A 17797-nucleotide genomic window follows, 5' to 3' on the forward strand; every position below is an offset into this window, starting at 1 on the left:
CGCTGTCAACGGCGAATTCCGGCTACCGAGAAGATCCGTAGTGTTCTCCGTAGTTTCCGGGATTCGGCTCCGGCGCGGCGACGGCACTGTGATGGGGGACACAAACTGGCGTGCCGAAAGTGCACATGCCTAATCGAAATACTTCTAAGCTGTATGAGCTGCACACTGGAGGTTGCCATGACGGTCGAGGTCTTGACGGAATCGGGTCGCGCGACCGCCGCTCAGCCGCCGGTCTCCATGATCGAGCGAATGACGCTGATACTAGACGCTTTCGACGGCTCGACGCCTACACTCACGCTGCTCGGCCTCGCCGAACGCACCGGCCTGCCGCGCTCGACCGTGCACCGCATCCTCGACCAGATGATCCGGCTGCGCTGGCTCGCGCACGCGCCCGGCGGCTACCGGCTCGGCATGCGCCCGCTCGAACTGGGCGGACTCGCCGCCGATCACAACGAGATTCGCGATGTGGTGAGCCCGCTGCTGCACGACCTCAGCCAGCGCACCGGCATGGTCGGCCACCTCGGCGTGCTCGACGGGCGCGAGGTGCTCTACCTGGACAAGGCGGGCGGTCGTGGCACCGTGCACATTCCGACCCGGCTGGGCGGCCGGATGCCCGCACACGCCACCGCGCTCGGCAAGGCGCTGCTCGCTTCGCTGGAACCGAGCATCGCTGAATCCGCGTTCCGCGAGCGCCTGACGCCGCTGACCCCCCGAACACTGTGTGACAGTGCGGAATTGCACCGCGAGCTGGCCCGTATCCGCGGCCGCCAATGTATCGCCGTCGACAACGAGGAGTGCGTCACCGGCATCTCCTGTGTCGCCGTGCCGATTCGCGGCCGCGGCGCCGCCGTCGCCGCGCTCTCGCTGTCGGGCCAGGTCGGCGGTGACCGCCCGGCACTGGATACCGCACGCCTGGCGCGCGTCCTGGTCGAGGTGGCGCACGAAGCGGGCCGCGCACTGTTTCCACGGCACGCGCGCTGGCGCTGAATCCGGCTACGCGATCGTCCGGAACTGGCAGACTGGGCGGAGAACGAGCGTCACCCGGTAGGAGTGCGGCGTGCTCTACAGCGACGAACACCAGCAGTTCCGTGCGCTCGTGCGGCGCTACGTCGACGAGAAGATCAACCCGCGTGTCGACGAGTGGGAGCGCACGGAAACGATGCCGCTGCACGAGATCTTCGCCGAGATGGCGAAACTCGGCATGCTAGGACTCGAATACGATCCGGCCTATGGCGGCCAGGGTGCCGATCACCTGTTCACCATGGTGCTGTGCCAGGAACTCGGCCGGGTCGCGCACGGTTCGTTCCCGATGGCGCTCGGCGTCCAGGTCGCCATGGCGACGCCCTCGCTGCACGCGCACGGCAGCGAGGAACTCAAGCAGGAGTATCTGACGCCGGCCATGCGCGGCGAAATGGTGTGCGGTGTCGCGGTCACCGAACCGGAGGCCGGATCCGATGTCGCGGGCATCCGTACCCATGCCCGCCGCGACGGTGACGACTGGGTGATCAGCGGCTCGAAGATGTTCATCACCAATGCCGTGCACGCCGACTGGCTGTGCGTGCTCGTCCGCACCTCCGCCGAGGGCGGCTATCACGGCATCAGCCAGATCATCGTGCCGACCGATACCGCCGGATTCCGCGTCGACCGCAAGCTCGACAAGCTCGGCATGCGCGCCTCCGATACCGGGCTGCTCACCTTCGACGAGGTGCGGGTCCCGGTGCGCAACACCATCGGCGAGATCGGCCGCGGCTTCCAGCAGCAGATGTCGCAGTTCGTGATGGAGCGGATGTTCGCCGCCTACAGTGTGCCGATCACCTGCGCGATGGAACTGCGGCTCACCCGCGACTACGCCAGGCAGCGCACACTGTTCGGCCAGCCGCTCTCGGCCAACCAGTATCTGCAGTACACCTACGCCGAGCTGGCCGCCAGGGTCGACATGTTGCGCGTGTACACCGAGACCACCGCGCGTGCCTACGCCGACGGCGACGACGTCACCCGGATGGCCACCATCGCCAAGCTGGAGGCCGCGCGCCTCGGCCGTCAGGTCGCCGACTGGTGCCTGCAGGTGCACGGCGGCATGGGTTATATGGAGGAGAACTGGACCGCACGCGCCTACCGTGACAGCCGCCTGCTGAGCATCGGCGGCGGCGCGGACGAGGTCATGCTGCGGGTGCTGTCGATGATGGACGGCTTCACCGGCTGAGCACGCGGGGATTCGGTGCCCCACCTGACGGCGCCGCGGACCGGCCGGGGAGACTTGGTGGCCGGGGTAGCCGACAGGAGATGGATATGGGTTGGATCGCGGCAGGCTTGCTGGTGGAGGGGACGCTCGACGACTACGAGCTGGCTCTGCTGCCGGGAGCTCCGCAGCCGACCGGCGAAAGCGCCTCGGGCTCCGAGGTTTTCAGCAGCGAATTCGGCGGCGACTACGCGGTCGCGACGGTCGGGGAGTGGACGGTGCTCGCCGATCCGGATATGCGCGCCGCCTACGACCTGTCCTCGCCGCTGTTCACCGAGGGCCGCAGGGTGCTGGTCTTCGTCGCGCACGGCGTCGCGAGCACCTATGCCATCGACTGGTACGTCGACGGTGTCAGCGTCCGCAGCATCATCGACGCCGAGGGTGAGCGCGCGGTCGACGACGGCGACCCGATCCCGGAGGAAGCCGGTTTCGCCGTACTGGACGAGGATGCCGTCTTCGCGCTGATGCACCGCCTCACCGGCATCACCTTCGGCCAGGTCACCGACGCGACCTACCGGCCGCTCGGCAATACCCAGCCGATCGCCGACGACGAACAGCTCGACTGACGGATCAGCGAGTTACGCACGCGCGGACGGCATTACCCGATATATGCCTAAGCGATATAGTCCTGTCGTGACCGAAGCGAAGTCCGCCGCGGCGGCCGGGGCGCCCGACCTGCCGACCACCAGCTGGGCCGTCCTCGGCATGCTGTCGCACGCCGAGGAGCTGTCCGGCTACGACCTGAAGAAGTGGGCCGATCGGAGCCTGCAATTCTTCTACTGGAGCCCTTCGTTCAGTCAGATCTATGCCGAGCTCAAGCGTTTGGAGAAGCACGGCTACGCCGCCTCGCGCACGGTGCGGCAGGACGACGGTGTGCGCGGCAAGCGCATGTACTCGATCACCCCGCAGGGCCGCGCCGCGGCGGCGAGCTGGGTCGATCACGCACCGGTGGAGGCGCCGGTGCTCAAGCACAGCGTGATGCTGCGCGCCTGGCTCGGTCACCTCGCCGAGCCGGATCGGTTGCGCGACATCCTCACCGAGCACATCGGTTACGCGGAGAGGATGCGCGAGCTCGCCGAGGCGGATGCCGAGGGTACGGACGAGAATCAGGAATCGGCCTACCCTGGAGCCGTGCTGCGCTGGTGCGTCAAGCATTACGAGGCCGAGCGCGACCTCGCGCGGGAACTGCTCGCCGATGTGCAGAAGCTCGCCGCGGCACCGCGGGTGCAGCAGCGGGCGAAGCAAAAATAGGGGTTCGGTCACCGAGATTTCACTTTCTATTTCTAGTAGAAACATATCTACTGGAAATATGAGCACCGAATCCTGGCACCTCGATCGCGTCGAGACGGCGCTCGCCGCGCTCGCTTCCGGCGGCATGGTCGTCCTGGTCGACGCCGAGAACCCGGACAGCACAGGCGATCTGGTGCTCGCCGCGGCCGCGGCGACGACCGAGTCGGTCGCCTTCATGATCAGGTACACCAGCGGCATGCTGTGCGTCCCGCTGCCCGGCGTCGATCTCGACCGGTTGCGGCTGCCGCTGATGGCACCCGCGCACGAGGCCACCGCGGGCGACGCCTACGCCGTCGCGGTGGACGCGGCGTCCGGGGTGAGCACGGGAATCTCGGCGCTGGATCGTGCGCGCACCGTGCGACTGCTCGCGGATCCACGCACTGCCCCAGCCGATTTGACCAGGCCCGGCCATGTGCTTCCGCTGCGCGCGCATCCGGACGGCGTGCTCGGGTGTGCCGGTCGCGCCGAGGCGGCCGTCGACCTGACCCGGCTCGCCGGGCTGCGGCCCGCCGGCGTCATCGCCGAGGTGATGCGCGACGACGGCGAGCAGGCGCGGCTACCCGAGCTGGCCGAGTTCGCACATACCCACGGCCTGCCTATCGTCTCGATCGCCGGACTGATCGATCACCGCCGCCGGGTGGAGGGCGGGCTCACCAGGGTGGTCGCGACCAGGCTGCCGACCGGGCACGGCGAGTTCCAGCTCGTCGGCTATCGCGACGAGCTCAGCGGAACCGAAACCCTCGCACTGATTTTCGGGCGGCCCGCGGGCGAGGATGCGCTGGTGCGGCTGCATCCGGAATGTCTCATGGGTGATGTACTCGGTTCACTGCGCTGCGACTGCGCCGAACATCTCGACGCGTCATTGCGGACCATCGCCGGGGAAGGCAGCGGTGTGGTCGTCTATCTGCGTGGGCAGCAGGGCCGCGGTCTCGGCCTGCTCGACAAGTTGCGCGCCTACGAATTACACGACCGCGGTGTCGACGGCCCCATCGGCCGGTCGACGGATGCGCGCCGTTACATCACCGCGGCGCAGGTATTGGCGGAGCTCGGTATCCGCTCCGTCCGCCTGCTCGACGACGACTCGACGGTCGCCGCGGGTCTGGCCGCGCAAGGTGTTGCGGTCACCCACCGAACGCCCCTGCTGCCCAACGCAACCGAGCTGAGCGCCTGACACCAGCGGGACCTTGGCGCGACCGAACAGTTTCCGGCGCGCGCCGGGGGTGTCCAGTCGGATGCTCCCGATTTGCCCCGCGCTTGCCGAATCGTGCTTGTTTCACTGCGTAGATTTTTCGTTCGGTGCCTGTGCGGTCGGTTCTGCTGGTTTGCTGAACGGGACAGGATGGACAGTCCGCAGGGTTGGTGAGCCGGAGTCGGGGAGCGATGCACCGGATACCGATACAGCAGCGCCACTTCCGCTCGGGTTGGTTGTGGTCGACGCTCGGTGTGGTTGCCGTGGCCGGCGCTGTCGTCTGGCTGACCCATCCCGAACCGGATCGATGCGAGGCGGCGCCCGCCGTCACCCAACCGCCCACGTCACCGCCCATGCTCGCGCCGCCGGTCGCGACGCAGGCGAGCCCGCTGCCGACGGTGGAGCCGCAGCCGGTGGTCGCCGGTGAGGCGCGGTACTACGCGTTCAGTTCGGGCGTCGCGTGTTCGTACGAGCCCCTGCCGCTCGACGGCTTCTACGTCGGCATGTCCACACCGGAGTACGGGCGGGCCGAGCCGTGCGGCGCCGTCCTCGACATCCACGGCCCGCGCGGCGACGTCCGCGCGCTCGTCGTCGACCGTTGCCCGGGATGTGCTCCGGGACAACTGGATTTGAGCACCGCCGCCTACGACCAGATCGCCGACCGGCACGACGGCGTCGCGAAAATCACCTACAGCGTGGTGCGCAATCCGGATCCGCCGCCGGAACTGCACTACGAGGTGAAGCCCGATGCGTCGCCGGAGTGGTTCGCCATCCTGTTCACCGGCACCGGAAATCCGCTGCGGGAGGCCGCGATCCGCCCGGCCGACGGCGGACCGTGGCAGGACCTGACGCGCGGGATGGACAACTACTGGACCGTCTCCGGCGCGGGCGGCGGCCCGTTCGCCGCGCGGGTGACCGATATCCACGGCAATCAGGCCGAGGTATTCGGCATTTCGCTGGAGCCGGGCCTGCGCCCGACCGGTGCGCACCTGTATCTCGTGCCGCCACCGCCGACGAGCAGCCTCGCCCCGATCACCTCGCCGAGTTCCTTTGCCGCCGCGCCGAAACCGCAGCCGGGCGTCACCCGGCCGACCGGCTGCCGCTAACGCAGCCGCGCCGCGATCGCCCGGCCCGCGGCGCGCCCGGAGAAGATGCAGCCGCCGAGGAAGGTACCCTCCAGCGCGTTGTAACCGTGTACGCCACCGCCGCCGAAGCCCGCGACCTCGCCCGCCGCGTACAACCCCGGGAACGGGCTGCCGTCCGGATGCATCACCTGCGATTCCAGATTGGTCTGCAATCCGCCGAGTGTCTTGCGGGTCAGGATGTTCAGCCGGACCGCGATGAGCGGCCCGTGCGCGGGATCGAGGATGCGGTGCGGTTTGGCCACGCGCCCCGCCTTGTCGCCGATGTACTGGCGCGCGTTGGTGATCGCCGCCAGCTGACCGTCCTTGGAGTACTTGTTGACGACATCCCGGTCGCGCGCGACGATCTGGCGCTCCAGCGCGGCGAGGTCGAGCTGTGGGCCGCGCGCGATCTTGTTCATCCCGTCGACCAGCTCGCGCAGCGTATCGGCGACCACGAAGTCGACGCCGTGCTGTTTGAACGCCTCCACCGGACCCGGCGCGCCCTTAGCCACCCGGCTCTTGAGCGTCAGCTTGAGATCCTTGCCGGTGATATCCGGATTCTGCTCCGAGCCCGAGAGCGCGAACTCCTTCTCGATGATCGACTGGGTGAGCACGAACCACGAGTAGTCGTAGCCGGTCGCCAGGATCTCCTTCATCGTCGCGTTGGTGTCGAAACCCGGGAAACACGGTGCGGGCAAACGCTTTCCGTTGGCGTCGAACCACATCGAGGACGGGCCGGGAATGATCCGGATGGCATGGTCGGGCCAGATCGGATTCCAGTTGACGATGCCTTCGGTGTAGTGCCACATGCGATCCCGGTTGACGATCGCGCCGCCCGCTGCCTCGGTGATGCCGAGCATCCGCCCGTCCACGTGCGCGGGCACGCCGGAGATCAGCGTCTCCGGGCACGGACCGAGCCGGTTCACCGGCCAGTTGCGCCGGATCAGCTCGTGATTGTGCCCGATGCCGCCGGAGGTGACGATCACCGCCTTGGCGCGGAATTCGAACTCGCCGACCACATCTCGTGACGAGGCCCGGCCGCGCTCGAGTTCGCTGTCCTCGAGTACGCTGCCGCGCACCCCGACGACCGTGCCGTCCTCGACGATCAAGTCGTCGACCTGATGCCGGAAGCTGAAGCCGACCAACCCCCGGCGCTCACCGTCGAGTACGGGTTCGGCGAAGACCCGCACCACCTCCGGTCCGGTGCCCCAGGTCAGGTGGAAGCGCGGCACCGAGTTGCCGTGCCCGTCGGCGAAGCCGCCGCCCCGCTCGGCCCAGCCGACCAGTGGTGTCACGCGTAAACCCAAGTCGTGCAGGTAATCCCGCTTCTCGGTGGCAGCGAACCGGACATACGCCTGCGCCCACTGCCGCGCCCAGAGGTCCTCGTCCTCGCGGTCGAAGCCCGCCGAGCCGAGCCAGTCCTGCATGGCAAGCTCGTAGGAGTCCTTGATGCCGAGGCGCCGCTGTTCCGGACTGTCCACGAAGAACAGCCCGCCGAGCGACCAGAACGCCTGCCCGCCGAGGTTGTCGCGGTTCTCCTGGTCGAGGACGTGCACCTTGCGGCCCGCCTTGACCAGCTCATGGGTGGCGACGAGTCCGGCGAGGCCCGCGCCGACCACCAGAACGTCCGCCTCTTGCGCGAATTGGGGGCTGCAGTTGGACATGTTGATCCTTAGTTGGAGGGTGCGGTGCTGTAGGCGAGTACCACGTGGCAGAACAGATCGATGCGCCGCTGCCCGACCCGGCGGCTGCGCGGTTCGAGCAGCACCTGAACGGTGGTGCCGTCGTGCACGGCCACCAGCGCCTGGCCGAGCGCGGCGGGATCGGGCACGGTGCGCCCGGCGCGGGCGAGCGCGGCGACGATGGTCGGCATGAGCGCGTCGACGATGGCCGCCTCGCGCGCCGCCATCACCCGGCGCAGTTCCGGGGTGCGCAACGCGTGCGCGGTGAATTCGGCCGTGATGCGATACCAGGCCTCGTCGATCGGCACGGCACGGGTCAGCCGATCGACCGCGGTGCGCACATCGGTGACCCGTTCGACGGAGATCTCGTCGAGGGTGGCCCTGACATCGGTGAGCAACTGTGCCGAGCGTTGCTCCCACATGGCGAGGAACAGCTCGTCGAGCGAGCCGAAATTGGAGTAGAACGCGCCACGGGTGAAACCGGCGCGCTCGCACACCTTCTCGACGGTGGACCGGCCGAAGCCCTCATCGGCGAACGCCTCGTAGGCGGCGGTCAGCAGCCGATTGCGGGTCTCGGCACGGCGGCGGGTCACGCGCTTCACGGGTGACGTCATCGCGGACCTCCTCGGCCGATGGCCGGACGATCTCGCTGATGGAGACATCGGCCAACGGATACATCAATGTATTCGATACATAAATGTATCAGACGGGTAGCGGCTCGTCGCGGATATCCGAGGGCTAGCGTGAGTGGCGTGAGCGCCACGCATCCCAGGCCCCCGCACCCGGCCCGGCCTCGCCACCGGGGTGCGGGACAGTACGGGGAATCGCCGATCGCGGGTGGGCGATGATCGCCTGGCGCGCGCGGCGACCGGGGCCGATCGGCGACGGGCCGCTGGATCTGGTGCGCGAACCCACCCCCGAGCCCGGTGCCGGTGAACTCCTCGTACGGGTGCTCGCGTGCGGTGTGTGCCGCACCGATCTGCATGTGGCCGAGGGGGATCTGCCGGTGCACCGAGCCGGTGTCGTGCCGGGGCACGAGGTGGTCGGGGAAGTGGTCGCGGTCGGGTCCGGCGTCGACGGCGCCGACGCGGTGTCGGTGGGGGACCGGGTCGGCATCGCGTGGCTGCGGCATACGTGTGGCGTCTGCCGCTATTGCCTGCGCGGCGCCGAAAACCTATGCCCCCGTTCGCTGTACACCGGGTGGGACGCCGATGGCGGATATGCCGAATATGCCACCGTCCCAGCGGATTACGCGCTCGGCCTACCGCCGGGCTACACCGACGCCGAACTCGCGCCGCTGCTGTGCGCCGGCATCATCGGCTATCGCGCGCTCGAACGCGCCGCCGTACCGCGGGGCGGGCGGCTCGGCATCTACGGTTTCGGCGGCAGCGCGCACATCGCCGCGCAGGTCGCGCTGGCCCGCGGCGCCGAGGTGCACGTGATGACCAGGGATCCGGCCGCGCGGCGGCTGGCCGCCGAGCTGGGCGCCGCGTCGGTGCAGGGCGCCGCGGATCCGCCTCCGGCGCCACTGGATTCGGCGATTCTGTTCGCACCGGTCGGTGCGCTGGTGCTGCCCGCGCTGGCGGCGCTCGATCGCGGGGGAGTGCTCGCCGTCGCCGGTATCCACCTCAGCGATATACCGCCGCTGAACTATCAACATCATTTGTTCCAGGAGCGCGAAATTCGCTCGGTCACCGCCAACACCCGCGCCGATGCCCGCGAATTCCTCACGCACGCCGGTGTTCACCGCATAGCGGTGACCACTCGCGGGTATTCCCTCGGTACGGCGGATCGGGCGCTGTCCGACCTCGCGCACGGACGATTCACCGGCGCAGCGGTTCTCGTTCCATAGGAAAGACCGCCGAGGACACGATTCGGGCTTGAGTCGATATCGCTTACGTCGAGTTGCTCGACGGGCATCCACGCCATTCTTACCATCGCAGATATAGCCCAGTGGCGCTTGTCATTGACAAGCGTCACTGGGCTTCTCACAACGGCGTGAGCGGGTGATCACGATGGGCAGCCGAAAGGTAAATTCGTTCGAGAAGTGGCGTGTGGTAAGGGCATTCACTGTGCTTCTGCTTGCCGCGGGAATCGGCACAGCGACGGGTCTCGGTACCACGGCATGGGCGAATCCATGTACCGATATCGACTTCGTCGTCGCGCGAGGTACGGGGGAACCCGGCTGGCTCGGCGCGCAGGTCGGCGATCCGCTGTACGGCGCACTGCTGGAAACACTTCCGGTCAGCGCGTCCGCGTACGGGGTGAACTACCCGGCGGATCTGACGAACGCTTCCTCGGTGAGCGACGGAACCCGCGATATGACAAACCATCTCGTTCGGCAGCACGCGATGTGCCCGGACCAGCGGTTCATCCTCGCCGGCTACTCGCAGGGCGCCGCGGTGACGCACGGCGTGCTCGGTACCGGCGTCGTGACCCAGCTGTCCGGCATCTACGTGATCCCGCCCGAGGTGGGCGCGCAGGTGGCGGCGGTGCTGCTCTTCGGTGATCCGATCAAGCTGCTCGGCTGGGGCGTGCCGGGGGAATACGGCTGGCGCACCGCGAATTACTGCGCGGGCGGTGATCCGGTGTGCGGCGGCGGAATTGATCCGACCGCGCATACGAACTACGGCGCGTTCGTCTGGAACGCCGCGTGGTTCGCGGCGAGCCGGGTCTGAGACCGGAACCGGGAAATCCGGGCGGCGGGTCCGGCCGATTGGTCGGACCCGCCGTTGCCGCGCGTTCCGCTCGCGGCGCCGGCGGCGATGTGCTGCACTGGAATACAGAATTTGCCAGCATGCGTCGACATGAAATCGGGTGCGTCGTGATGGGTCCGCGCTACACAATGATCAAGGGACACTTCTATCTGTTCTATCCGGATTTGCCGGCACAGGGTCCGGAGCCCGACGGCGATACCGTGACATTCCTGCCCGACAACGACGATCTGGTCTGGGCGCTACGGCGTTTCAGCGGCACGCCGCCGGATCGCCGCCATCTCGGCGCCTACAACATTCGATTCGAAGGCATCGACGCGCTGGAAACGCATTATCTGGGCCGGCACCAGAATGCCGAATTCGCCTATGCGGCCCGCGATGCGATGCTGGCCCGGCTCGGCTTCACCGGCGTGGTGTTCGAGCCCAATCTGCCCAACAAGGTGAAATCCGCAGCGGTGCATCCGCTGCGCGGCGTCGTCTACGCCAACGGCATCGAGAGCAACGGCCGGATACTCGGGCTGGTGCCGCCCGCCGGTACCGAGCCTGCCGCCGAGGAGGACGGGTCCGCCGTCTTCATCGACACCGAGGCGCTGGCGGGCACGGTCAATGCCGGGCTGATCGCCGACGGGCTCGCCTACGCCGAGCTCTACGGCACGATGCCGATCGATCTGGTGGATCGGTGCGCCGCGGCGGTGAAATCGGCGCGCGCCGCGAGCGCGGGCTTCTGGCCGCACGAGAGTTTCGGCGTCGGCAAGGCAGCCAAGATCACCTCGCTCACGGACCTGCCCGCGCTGGTCTGCTTTCCGAAGATGTACCGGCGGCTGGTGTCCTACTTCCTGGCCGATCCGGGGCGCGACCTGTCCGGGTTCGATGCCTGGGTGCGCGCGGACGTGATCCGCCGCGACGATGTCGTCGGCCTGCCGACCAGGGAACGGGGCAACCTGCACGATGTCTACTCCGTCGACGGCGACGAGATCAGCCTGCGGTTCCTGCCCGAGGATCTGCTCTTCGAACCCGATCCGCCGCACTGAGGTTACGAACTCAGCATCCGGACCAGCCCGTTCAGCCGTGCTTCGGCGTTCGATGCCGGTAGGCGGCCGTCGCGGGTGAGAGTGCTCACCCCGTGGAGCGTGCTCCAGAGGAGCTCGGCCCTCGTGCCCGCGTCCACGCCGTCGTCGACCACCGCGGCCAGGGCGGCGAAGGCGTCGCGGAGTTCGGGGGGTGTGTTCTCGGTGGCGAACTCGGTGCTGATCTCCAGCGTGAACATCGCCTGGTAGGTCGCCGGATTCTGTTGTGCGAACTCCAGATACGCCTCGATGGCGGCACGGAGTCGCCCGTCCGGCGCGGCATCGGCGGTCGCGATCGTGACCTCGTCGGCCAAGCGACGGCAACCGTCGACGGCCACCGCGTTCACGATCGCGGCCCGGCCGCCGGGGAAGTGGTCGTAGAGCACCGGCGCGCTGTACTCGATGTGATCGGCGAGGCGCCGGATGGTCACCGCGGGCCAGCCATCCTGTTCGGCGATCCGCGCCGCGGCGTCGACGATCCGTCGCCCGCGCTCCTCGCGGTCCCTGGCCTTGCGTTCGTGTCGGCTCACCTTTTCATCCTAACTGTGTTAGATTCTCTACCACTGTTCCTAACAGTGTTAGATGTACGAACGGCGTTAGAGAGAATCTCATGGCACACCTGGTCGGACTCGCCCTCACTTGGATCGGCGCACTGGGCATCATCGGCATCGGCCTTGCCTACCTGATGAAGAACGAGAAGAACGCCGCGGGATTCGGCCTGCCGGTCCTGCCCGCGCCGGAGGCGCGGGGCTGGTGGCAGGTGAAGGGCATTCGCGATATCGCCACCGGCGTGGCGCTGATCGTCTGGATCTTCCTCGCGCCCGATCAGCTCGGCTGGCTGATGCTGGTGCTCGCACTCATCCCGGCGGGCGACTGCACGATCGTGCTGCGCAACGGCGGACCGGCGATGACCGCGTTCGGGGTGCACGGCCTCACCGCCGCCGCGATGGTGCTCGCCACCGTCCTGCTCCAGGTCGGCTGACCGCCCCGCCCCTCGAGAACGCACCCCACAGAACGGATTTCACCATGCTCAGCACAGCAACCCAGCTCGTCGCCATCCTCGCGATCCTGGCCAACGCGGTCGTCTACGGTGTCGACACCGGCGCGGCGGTCATGAACCGCGCGGTCTACACCCATCTCGACGACCGCACCGTCACCATGGTCGCGGGCTGGGGCCACTACTACGGCGACAAGCGCATGCCGATCTTCGGCGTGAGCGGCGTCGTCACCGCGGTGCTGACCGCCGTGCTCGCGGCGCTGGCCGGACATACCGGCGCCGCTGTCGCAGCGGGTATCGCGGTTGCCGCGCTGGTGATTTGGCTCGCCATCTACGTGCGCGTCGCCAAGCCGGTGAACACCGCGCAGACCGCCGCCGCGCAGTCGGGCGATATCCCGCCGAATGCCCGTGCGCTGCAAGAGAAGTGGGACAGCGTCATCACTGTGCGGGTCGCGCTGCAAGTGGTCGCGATCACCGGCCTGGCCGCGACCGTCGCCCTGATATGACGGTGCGCCCGAGCGGCGGGAGCCCGTCGCTCAGTGCTTGCGCACCGTGGTCGCGCGGTAGCGAAAACCGTCCTGCCGCACGGCCTCGGGCGAACTGATCGCGCCCCAGCCCTTCTCGGGTTCGAAGAATTTCACGGTGCCCTCGGCCATCTGTCGATGATCGCACCGTTGGTATCGGCGCCCACGGCTGAGAGCCGTGGGCGCCGTTTGCTATTACCAGTGCAGGCCGGGCACGATCCTGGCCATGCGGGCGGCCGGGCTCGGCAGTGCCATCAGCGGGACCGCCACGGGGGCGAGCAGTGACAGTGGATTGCGCCCGGGAGTGGACTCCGCCGACTCGGGCTCGGTGTCGGCCGCCGGCTCCTGCGCCTTCTTCTTCGCGGAAGCGCCCTGTGCCGCACGGGATTCGCCGAAGAGGCGGAAGCCCTGGTGCATGATCGTGCGCTTGACCGACGGCATCAGCAGCTCCACCGCCTGGGCGAAGGTGCCCACCGGGGTGTCGATGCGATGCGGGCGCTCCTCGAGCGCGCGGATCACGATGGCGGCGGCCTGGTCCGGATCGGGCAGCGGCAGCGCCTTGTACAGGTCCGTCGGCGCGATCATGGGTGTGCGCACCAGTGGCATCCGCACCGAGGTGAAGGTGATGCCCGCGTCGCGGTTCTCCACGGCCGCGATCTCGCTGAAGTTGTCCAGCGCCGACTTGCTCGCCACGTAGGCGGCGAAGCGCGGCATCTTGGTCTGCACCGCGATCGAGGAGATGTTCACGAAGTGCCCGAAGCGGCGCGCCCGCATGGACGGCAGCAGCGCGAGGATCAGCCGGACCGCGCCGAAGTAGTTGACCGCCATGGTCCGCTCGAAATCGTGCATGCGGTCGGTGGAGTTGGCCACCGCGCGCCGGATCGAGCGGCCCGCGTTGTTCACCACGTAGTCGACGTGCCCGTGATCGTCGAGCAGCGTGCGCACCAGCGCGTCGACCGCCTCCGGATCGGTGATGTCGCACGGATAGGCCTTGGCGACACCGCCATCGGCGGTCACCGCGTCCGCGGCGGCGACCAGGTCCTCGCGGCCGCGCGCCACCATCAGCACGGTGGCGCCGCGCTTGGCGACCGCGTGCGCGGTGGCCAGGCCGATGCCGGAGGACGCGCCGGTGATCAGCACGACGCGCCCGCTCAGCGGATCGCCGGTCTCGACGGCACGGCCACGGTGCGGGTCGAGGTGTTCGCTCCAGTACTCCCACAGCCGCGCGGCATAGCTGTCGAACGACGGCACCGGCGTACCGCGCAGCTGGGCGCGGGTGGAATCGGAGATGAACTCGGCGGCGAACGAGGTGTGCGGTGCGACCTCGGCCGGAATTCCCATCTGCGACAACAGGAAATCGCGCACGGTGGGCACGCCGGGCAGGTGCGAGAGCCCGCTGAGCGCGCGCCCGCTGCCGGGCACCGGTCCGATCCCGGCCGGTGCGCCCGCCGCGGCGGCCAGCGCGTTGTAGACCCGGCCGAACGGCTGCGGCTCCGGGTTCACCAGGTGGAAGGTGCGCCCATCCAGTCCGGGCTTGCGCACCAGTTCGACCATCGCGCCCGCGACGTAGTCGACGGGCACGATATTGGTCGAGCCCAGGTCCGGCAGCGGCATCGGCAGCTCGGACGGCAGCGCGGCCAGCTTGGCGATGGCCGGGAAGAAGTAGTACGGGCCGTCGATCTTGTCCATCTCGCCGGTGCGCGAATCGCCGACGACGATGGCGGGCCGGTACACCCGCCAGCGCACCCCGCGTGCCTCGCGGACCAGCTTCTCCGCCGCGAATTTGGTGCGGTGGTACGGCGATTCGAGCCGCTGGCCGAGATCGAAGTCCTCCTCGAAGAACTTGCCCTTGTGATCGCCCGCCACGGCCACCGAGGACACGTGGTGCAGCGTCGCGCCGAGCTCGCGGGCCAGCCCGACAACCGCCCTGGTACCAGCGACATTCGCGGCGTGCGCGGTGTTCTCGTCGGCGGTCATGTCGTAGACGGCGCCGAGATGGATGATGTGCTCGGCGGCGGGCGCGTCGCCGTCGAGGCCGAGCCGTTCGGCGGTCAGGTCACCGGGGAGCGCGAAGACGCGATCACCGCCCCGCCAGCCCGCCGCGAGTTCGGCGAACTTCGCCAGCGATGCCGTGCGCACCAGAATGTGCACGATGGCATCGGGTTCTTTGTCGAGCAACCCCTGCACAACTCGTCGTCCGAGAAAACCCGTACCGCCCGTCACGATGTAGGAAACCATCGCCCCTCTCCTGCTGTTCACTCGAACCAAGTTGTGGCACAACGCCATCCGGCATGCAGCAGTGAATGCGGATTTGAATGATTCGGCGCCGGCGCGGGCAACCAGGCGCGGGTGACAGCGGTCGGGCCGAAAGTAGGAACCCCTTCGTCCTGACTCGTAAGTAGGTTAATCGGCGCCGATCGATCCGGGCAAGCCGCAACCGGTTCTAGTCGCTGTGGGAATGGTCACCATCGGCGCAGGTCAAAGGGTATGTGTAACAAGGGTTTCCATCTACCGCACTACTGGACGCGTGACCAGTTCTTGGGTGGCATCGGTCAGAACATCAAGTTGAGGATGGCGAGGAGGAACAGTGTGCCGGTGCCGCCGAGCACCGTGCCGACAATCGGCAACGCGCGCTGGGGATTCGGATACTTGCCCTCGCGCACGATGCCGATGATGCCGAGGGTGAGCGCCAGCGGCGAGGTGATGCCGCAGCAGATGCCGAGCGCGCCGAAGACGACCGACAGGATGCCGAGCGCATCGCTGCTATGGGCGGGCTGGGGCGCCTGCGGGAGTACATAGAGCGGTTGGAAGACCGCGGGCTGCGGATGCGGTGGCAGGAGCACCGGCGGCGCCGCGATCACCTGTGTCGCGTCGCGTACCGGCGGGCAGTCGGGAAAGCGTGCCGGGGGAAGTTCGCTCATCGCCTCCGCGAGATCGCCGTAGGTGCGCGCGCTCAACGCCATGCCGATGCGGGTACTCAGTTCCTCGACATCGAGGCGGCCCGCCTGGAAATGCGTTTTGAGCGCGTCGACCACTTCCTCCCGATCGGCGTCCGACGCACGATAATTCGGGGCGGCGGTGAAAGGATCCATGAAACACCCCCGGTGATACTGATGGGAACGTCTTTGTTCCCCACGATCCTAACGCCGCGCGTGGCCGGGATTATTCGCGGGAGACGAGGGTCACGCGCCGCTATTTCTTGTCGACGCGGGCAGGCTGGGATTGCAGTGGGCGGTCGCGCAGATATGCCTCGAGCGCGTCGAGATCCACCGGACCGACGGCTTTGTCCGCGCCCTCGGTGAAGACCGAGAAACCGTCGCCGCCGGAGGCGAGAAAGCTGTTGGTCGTCACTCGGTACGGCGCAACGGGATTGAGCGGCTGTCCGGCGATCCGGACGCTGTCGGCGACCACCTTGGCGCCCTTGGGTGCGGAGTCCACATAGGTGTAGGTGATGCCCGCGGGGGACAGTACGGTCGGTTTGCTGGCGTTGTTCCACTGCTGCTCGAGCAGCCGCAGCAGTTGCTGGCCGGACATGGTCAGCGTGACCACCTGATTGCCGAACGGCTGCACCGTATAGATGTCACCGTAGGTGATCTGCCCGGCTTTGAGGTCGGCGCGCACACCGCCCGGATTCATGAACGCGACGACGGCCGCCGCGGGCGGTGCGGTGGTCGCGGTGAGCATCGCGTCGGCGATGATGTCGCCGAGCGGGGATTCCCCGGACGGGCCCGGATTGTGCGACAGCGCCGCCGCGGTCGTGCCGACCACCCGCTCGGCGCGCGGTTTCGCCTGGCCCGCATAGAAATCGACGAGCGTGGTCGTCGCGGTATCCGGGGTGACCTCGCGGGTCACCACCCGGTTCACCGCCGAGGCCTGCACCCCGGTGGCGCCGAACTTCAGCGTGATATCGGTGATCAGCCTGCCGTAGGAGGCGGCCTGAGTGACCACCTTGCCGTCGATGGTGCAGACATACGGCTGGTGGGTGTGCCCGGTGACCAGTACCCGGACCGCGGGATCGGTGCCCTTCGCCAGCGCCGTGACGTTCTGGGTGATGTTCGCGCATCCGTTGTAGTCGACCGCGGCGTCCGGCGCGGTTTGCTGCACGCCGCCGTCGTGCAGCAGCGCGACGATCGTCTCGGCACCCGCGGCCTTCATCTCGGGCACGTACTTGTTGATCGCGGCGGTCTCGTCGCCGAAGGTGAATCCGCGGATTCCCTCGGGGAAAACGATGGTCGCGGTTTCCGGGGTGACGGTGCCGACCACGCCGATCTTGTGCCCGCCGATCGTGAGCATCGTCCACGGCCTCAGCGCGGGCGGCAATTGACCCGCCGCGTCGGTGACATTCGCCGCGAGATACGGGAATTTGGCCCCGGTGAACGGCGTGCCGGGCGAACATCCGTCCGGTGCGCAGCCGCCCTGCTGAATGCGTGCCAATTCCAGGACACCGTCGTCGAATTCGTGATTGCCGACCGAGGAGGCCGCCATTCCGACCGAATTCATGAACGAAACAGTCGGTTCATCGTGGAACAGTCCGGAGATCAACGGGCTCGCCCCGATATTGTCGCCCGCCGCGACCACCGCGCTGGCCGGATAGGTCGCCTTCAAGCGTGCGAGGTGGGTGGCGAGATAGACCGCGCCGCCCGCGTCGTACCCGGCGATCTTGCCGGTCGATCCGGTGGGTGGTTGCAGATTGCCGTGCAGGTCGTTGAGCGCGAACAGATGCACCTCGCCCGGCTCCGCGCCGCGTAGATCGTTGGTCGAGATCAATGGCACCACGTCGGGCACGGTCGATTTCGCAGGCCCCCCGTTCGTGTCCGGAGTGGTCGCGCACGCCGCGACCAGCACCACACTCACGAACCCGGCAACAACCACAGCCATGCGACGGTGCGCTCTCATGGGTTCGAGGGTCGCATGCCCACGGCGCGGACGCATCCCATACCGCGGGCGTTGCCGGGATCGGCCGCGCGTGTC

Annotated in this window: 17 protein-coding genes; 11 read left to right on the plus strand and 6 right to left on the minus strand. The window is 68.1% G+C overall.

The genetic code is table 11. The features are described 5' to 3' along the window. The first annotated feature begins 249 nt into the window (after positions 1-249). The 6 genes from ACIG5A_RS27860 to ACIG5A_RS27885 all read left to right on the plus strand — a co-directional run bounded on the left by ACIG5A_RS27860 (position 250) and on the right by ACIG5A_RS27885 (position 5824). Positions 250-987 (plus strand): IclR family transcriptional regulator, encoded by a 738-nt coding sequence (locus ACIG5A_RS27860; protein ID WP_397245162.1) that lies wholly within the window; start codon positions 250-252, stop codon positions 985-987. A 70-nt stretch (positions 988-1057) separates the two neighbouring features. Continuing rightward, the gene (locus tag ACIG5A_RS27865; RefSeq protein WP_397245164.1) at positions 1058-2203 is read left to right on the plus strand and encodes an acyl-CoA dehydrogenase family protein; all 1146 of its coding nucleotides are present in this window, start codon (positions 1058-1060) and stop codon (positions 2201-2203) included. Between the two features lie 86 nt (positions 2204-2289). Next, positions 2290-2805 (plus strand): hypothetical protein, encoded by a 516-nt coding sequence (locus ACIG5A_RS27870; protein ID WP_397245166.1) that lies wholly within the window; start codon positions 2290-2292, stop codon positions 2803-2805. A gap of 67 nt (positions 2806-2872) precedes the next feature. Further along, complete coding sequence (locus tag ACIG5A_RS27875) at positions 2873-3490, plus strand: PadR family transcriptional regulator (RefSeq protein WP_397245168.1); 618 nt, start codon at positions 2873-2875, stop codon at positions 3488-3490. A 58-nt stretch (positions 3491-3548) separates the two neighbouring features. Continuing rightward, positions 3549-4700: a 3,4-dihydroxy-2-butanone-4-phosphate synthase gene (gene ribB / locus ACIG5A_RS27880; protein WP_397245170.1), complete on the plus strand. Its 1152-nt coding sequence runs from the start codon at positions 3549-3551 to the stop codon at positions 4698-4700. 281 nt (positions 4701-4981) lie between these two features. Then, a complete protein-coding gene (locus ACIG5A_RS27885) occupies positions 4982-5824 on the plus strand; it encodes an expansin EXLX1 family cellulose-binding protein (protein ID WP_397245172.1) in 843 nt (280 codons plus the stop codon). Here the strand turns inward: ACIG5A_RS27885 and ACIG5A_RS27890 are convergent. Next, positions 5821-7506 carry an FAD-binding dehydrogenase gene (locus tag ACIG5A_RS27890; RefSeq protein ID WP_397245174.1) on the minus strand — a complete coding sequence of 562 codons (1686 nt, stop codon included), beginning with the start codon at positions 7504-7506 and terminating at the stop codon, positions 5821-5823. The genes ACIG5A_RS27885 and ACIG5A_RS27890 overlap by 4 nt on opposite strands. 8 nt (positions 7507-7514) lie before the next feature. Beyond that, positions 7515-8138 carry a TetR/AcrR family transcriptional regulator gene (locus tag ACIG5A_RS27895; RefSeq protein WP_397245177.1) on the minus strand — a complete coding sequence of 208 codons (624 nt, stop codon included), beginning with the start codon at positions 8136-8138 and terminating at the stop codon, positions 7515-7517. A gap of 230 nt (positions 8139-8368) precedes the next feature. On the opposite strand from ACIG5A_RS27895, the gene ACIG5A_RS27900 reads away from it, so the two are divergent. From ACIG5A_RS27900 to ACIG5A_RS27910, 3 genes are all read left to right on the plus strand, one after another. Further along, the gene (locus ACIG5A_RS27900) at positions 8369-9376 is read left to right on the plus strand and encodes a zinc-binding alcohol dehydrogenase family protein (RefSeq protein ID WP_397245179.1); all 1008 of its coding nucleotides are present in this window, start codon (positions 8369-8371) and stop codon (positions 9374-9376) included. Positions 9377-9596: 220 nt separating this feature from the next. Beyond that, positions 9597-10202, plus strand: a complete 606-nt coding sequence (locus ACIG5A_RS27905; protein ID WP_397245181.1) for a cutinase family protein — start codon at positions 9597-9599, stop codon at positions 10200-10202. Between the two features lie 119 nt (positions 10203-10321). After that, the gene (locus ACIG5A_RS27910) at positions 10322-11269 is read left to right on the plus strand and encodes a hypothetical protein (RefSeq protein WP_397245183.1); all 948 of its coding nucleotides are present in this window, start codon (positions 10322-10324) and stop codon (positions 11267-11269) included. 2 nt (positions 11270-11271) lie between these two features. On the opposite strand, the gene ACIG5A_RS27915 is transcribed toward ACIG5A_RS27910, so the two are convergent. After that, positions 11272-11835 carry a TetR/AcrR family transcriptional regulator gene (locus ACIG5A_RS27915; RefSeq protein ID WP_397245185.1) on the minus strand — a complete coding sequence of 188 codons (564 nt, stop codon included), beginning with the start codon at positions 11833-11835 and terminating at the stop codon, positions 11272-11274. A gap of 80 nt (positions 11836-11915) precedes the next feature. On the opposite strand from ACIG5A_RS27915, the gene ACIG5A_RS27920 reads away from it, so the two are divergent. Together ACIG5A_RS27920 and ACIG5A_RS27925 are read left to right on the plus strand one after the other, a co-directional pair. Next, positions 11916-12287, plus strand: a complete 372-nt coding sequence (locus ACIG5A_RS27920; RefSeq protein WP_397245187.1) for a DUF4267 domain-containing protein — start codon at positions 11916-11918, stop codon at positions 12285-12287. A 44-nt stretch (positions 12288-12331) separates the two neighbouring features. After that, positions 12332-12808, plus strand: coding sequence for a DUF1772 domain-containing protein (locus ACIG5A_RS27925; protein ID WP_397245189.1), 477 nt, complete (start codon positions 12332-12334; stop codon positions 12806-12808). A 213-nt stretch (positions 12809-13021) separates the two neighbouring features. On the opposite strand, the gene ACIG5A_RS27930 is transcribed toward ACIG5A_RS27925, so the two are convergent. The 3 genes from ACIG5A_RS27930 to ACIG5A_RS27940 all read right to left on the minus strand — a co-directional run bounded on the left by ACIG5A_RS27930 (position 13022) and on the right by ACIG5A_RS27940 (position 17704). After that, positions 13022-15064: an SDR family oxidoreductase gene (locus tag ACIG5A_RS27930; RefSeq protein WP_397245191.1), complete on the minus strand. Its 2043-nt coding sequence runs from the start codon at positions 15062-15064 to the stop codon at positions 13022-13024. Positions 15065-15378: 314 nt separating this feature from the next. Beyond that, positions 15379-15918 (minus strand): DUF1707 and DUF4190 domain-containing protein, encoded by a 540-nt coding sequence (locus ACIG5A_RS27935; RefSeq protein WP_397245193.1) that lies wholly within the window; start codon positions 15916-15918, stop codon positions 15379-15381. A gap of 100 nt (positions 15919-16018) precedes the next feature. After that, positions 16019-17704 (minus strand): bifunctional metallophosphatase/5'-nucleotidase, encoded by a 1686-nt coding sequence (locus tag ACIG5A_RS27940; RefSeq protein ID WP_397245195.1) that lies wholly within the window; start codon positions 17702-17704, stop codon positions 16019-16021. Positions 17705-17797: the final 93 nt, after the last annotated feature.

It is taken from the genome of Nocardia sp. NPDC052566 (assembly GCF_044547285.1).
In the GTDB taxonomy this organism is placed as follows: domain Bacteria; phylum Actinomycetota; class Actinomycetes; order Mycobacteriales; family Mycobacteriaceae; genus Nocardia.

Coding starts and splice junctions, on each gene's coding strand:
- ACIG5A_RS27860 (WP_397245162.1), top strand. CDS start 250: ATGACGCTGATACTAGACGCTTTCGACGGCTCGACGCCTACACTCACG.
- ACIG5A_RS27870 (WP_397245166.1), top strand. CDS start 2,290: ATGGGTTGGATCGCGGCAGGCTTGCTGGTGGAGGGGACGCTCGACGAC.
- ribB (WP_397245170.1), top strand. CDS start 3,549: ATGAGCACCGAATCCTGGCACCTCGATCGCGTCGAGACGGCGCTCGCC.
- ACIG5A_RS27890 (WP_397245174.1), bottom strand. CDS start 7,506: ATGTCCAACTGCAGCCCCCAATTCGCGCAAGAGGCGGACGTTCTGGTG.
- ACIG5A_RS27895 (WP_397245177.1), bottom strand. CDS start 8,138: ATGACGTCACCCGTGAAGCGCGTGACCCGCCGCCGTGCCGAGACCCGC.
- ACIG5A_RS27900 (WP_397245179.1), top strand. CDS start 8,369: ATGATCGCCTGGCGCGCGCGGCGACCGGGGCCGATCGGCGACGGGCCG.
- ACIG5A_RS27910 (WP_397245183.1), top strand. CDS start 10,322: ATGCGTCGACATGAAATCGGGTGCGTCGTGATGGGTCCGCGCTACACA.
- ACIG5A_RS27920 (WP_397245187.1), top strand. CDS start 11,916: ATGGCACACCTGGTCGGACTCGCCCTCACTTGGATCGGCGCACTGGGC.
- ACIG5A_RS27925 (WP_397245189.1), top strand. CDS start 12,332: ATGCTCAGCACAGCAACCCAGCTCGTCGCCATCCTCGCGATCCTGGCC.
- ACIG5A_RS27930 (WP_397245191.1), bottom strand. CDS start 15,064: ATGGTTTCCTACATCGTGACGGGCGGTACGGGTTTTCTCGGACGACGA.
- ACIG5A_RS27935 (WP_397245193.1), bottom strand. CDS start 15,918: ATGGATCCTTTCACCGCCGCCCCGAATTATCGTGCGTCGGACGCCGAT.
- ACIG5A_RS27940 (WP_397245195.1), bottom strand. CDS start 17,704: ATGGCTGTGGTTGTTGCCGGGTTCGTGAGTGTGGTGCTGGTCGCGGCG.